Source organism: Methylobacterium nigriterrae, assembly GCF_037106235.1.
GTDB classification, from domain to species: domain Bacteria; phylum Pseudomonadota; class Alphaproteobacteria; order Rhizobiales; family Beijerinckiaceae; genus Methylobacterium; species Methylobacterium nigriterrae.
The window spans coordinates 1-2,094 of sequence record NZ_JBAWTG010000311.1 but is presented as its reverse complement, the minus strand read 5'-3'; the positions used below and the strand labels follow the sequence as shown (position 1 = coordinate 2,094).

The following is a 2,094-nucleotide window of genomic DNA, read 5'->3' as shown; positions in this document are numbered from 1 at the left end:
CCATCGCAACCCGCTACGAGAAGACAGCTTCAAGCTTCATGGGCGTTCTCTCGCTCGCAGCCGCTCTGGACTGGCTCAAGAGCTAACAGGCCGTAGAGTTCAAGGCATCTGCTCGACCCATTGCGCGCGCGAGGGGCCGGGCTCGAACGGTTCGCCGAAATACTGAGTCTCACGGGCCACCTTGCCATCGAGGAATTCCATGATGCTCACGGTGTAAGACGGCCGCCCGTCATAAGTCAGAACGTATTCCGTGACCCAAAGGTCGCCCGCGCCGATGATCCGGCGCACCTTGAAGCGTTTCCGGTCCGGCTGTGCGGCGCGAGACGACTGGATCTTCTGCCGCCCGCGGATGCGCTCGCCTTATTGCGGATATTCGAGCACCGCGTCATCTCGGTAGATCTTGTGCTCCTCCTCGAAATCGTTTGCATCGGAGGCGGCCCAGTGGCGGTCCAGTGCCGCTCGCATGTCTCGATCTTCCATATCGAGCCTCCTTACGCATCACCGTCGGCGTTCACCCGTTGTATCACGCGCTGGCCCGGACCAGCCTATCCAGCTGGGGCAGGAGAGCCATTTCAGCGGGAACGCCGAATGGGGAGAGGGTCGGAAGCTTCAAGAACGCCCGGCCTGCGAAGGACGCCGCGATCTTGCCACGGTCTGGTGGAGCAAGCCCTATTGGAACGCTGCGCGGCACTCCAATGGTGCCATCTTGCGGCTGCTTTCCGCAATCTCCGGTGAGCGCGCCGATGGACCACGGTTTTGGGACCGGCTTAATCCCGGGCGGCGCCCCACTGTGTGATATCGCTCACAGTTGCGCACTCTCGCTCACCCTAGTCTGCTTCCCCTGCATTCGACAGGGCCGCACAACTGATCGACTGCTGCATTCTCCTTGATACTTGCCAGCCCGCCGAATAACTCGGCGGGCTTTCTGTGCATCAAAGTAAAAATTATCACAATTATAGATTTGCTACTTCTAAATAACAAATATTGAACCGCGCAGTGTGACGGCGATCACAGCCGCAAGTTATTTCCATGATTAATTATGGAGCGTCGGCACCTTACAGAGTGACGCACTGGCAAGATCGGATTCATGGAGCGGTAAAGACGACTTTCTGCTCCCAGGGCGGTGCTCCTATGACCGACATGTAACTGTGTTAACTCGAAAGTAGACGGTTATGGCTTACATCAATGGCTTGAATGTCGGCGAGACTCTCACCGGCACTTCGTACGACGATCAAATCTATGGCAACGGCGGCGATGATAAGATCTTCGCTGGCGACGGTAACGACTCAGTCTACGGTGGCGCCGGCAACGATGAGTTGCACGGACAAGCCGGTAACGACTGGCTCTACGGGGGCGATGGCAACGACACCATCGGCGGTGGTCCCGGCAACGATCATCTCTACGGAGGCTATGGCGACGACGTCCTGAACGGCGGCCCAGGCAACGACCACCTTTCCGGGGGCTATGGCAACGACGTCCTGAATGGTGGCTCGGGCAACGATTGGCTCTACGGCGGCCAGGGCAACGATTATCTCTACGGCGGCGACGGCGACGACAAACTTTACGGTGGCGCTGGCGTCGATCATCTCTATGGCGGTGGAGGTCACAACGACTTCTACTTCGATACAAAGGATACCGGCGACATCTTCCAGGGCAAGTCAGACACCATCGACGATTTCGCCAATACGGATCAGATCTATCTGAAGGGTTCGTACAGCTACGATGCGAGCGGCACCGACGCTCCCAGCGAAGGCTCCTACAGCATCTGGCAGAAGGACGGGAACTACGTCGTCACCTACAACTCGGCGGCCGACCACAGCTACCACGACATCGTGGTCAAGGGCGCCGATCCGCACGGTGACATCTCGTTCTACTGAGACGACGCCGGTCCAACCGGAACCACGCGATGCTCCCGCCGGGTCTGCCCGGCGGGTGACACGTTTTCGTACCATTCACGCGAGCCGAGCGGCTCAAGCCCGAAGCATTACGGCCGCGCCCTAGAGCCGGTCCCGCGCCGCTTGAGACGGGTTAGCGGGTAGTGCGTTGACGGATGAAGGAGCTTGCTCATGCCTTCACCTCTGTCTGTGGACCTGC

Annotated in this window: 1 protein-coding gene and 2 pseudogenes; 2 read left to right on the top strand and 1 reads right to left on the bottom strand. The window is 59.1% G+C overall.

What is annotated here, in order from left to right; translation table 11 throughout:
• Window positions 1-86, top strand: a pseudogene (locus WDW90_RS36565) (IS5-like element ISMex42 family transposase); the annotation flags it as partial.
• Between the two features lie 13 nt (window positions 87-99).
• On the opposite strand, the pseudogene WDW90_RS36560 reads toward WDW90_RS36565, so the two are convergent.
• Window positions 100-480: pseudogene (locus WDW90_RS36560) on the bottom strand (nuclear transport factor 2 family protein).
• 692 nt (window positions 481-1,172) lie between these two features.
• Here WDW90_RS36560 and WDW90_RS36555 point away from each other — a divergent pair.
• Complete coding sequence (locus tag WDW90_RS36555; protein WP_336492631.1) at window positions 1,173-1,877, top strand: calcium-binding protein; 705 nt, start codon at window positions 1,173-1,175, stop codon at window positions 1,875-1,877.
• Window positions 1,878-2,094 lie beyond the last annotated feature (217 nt).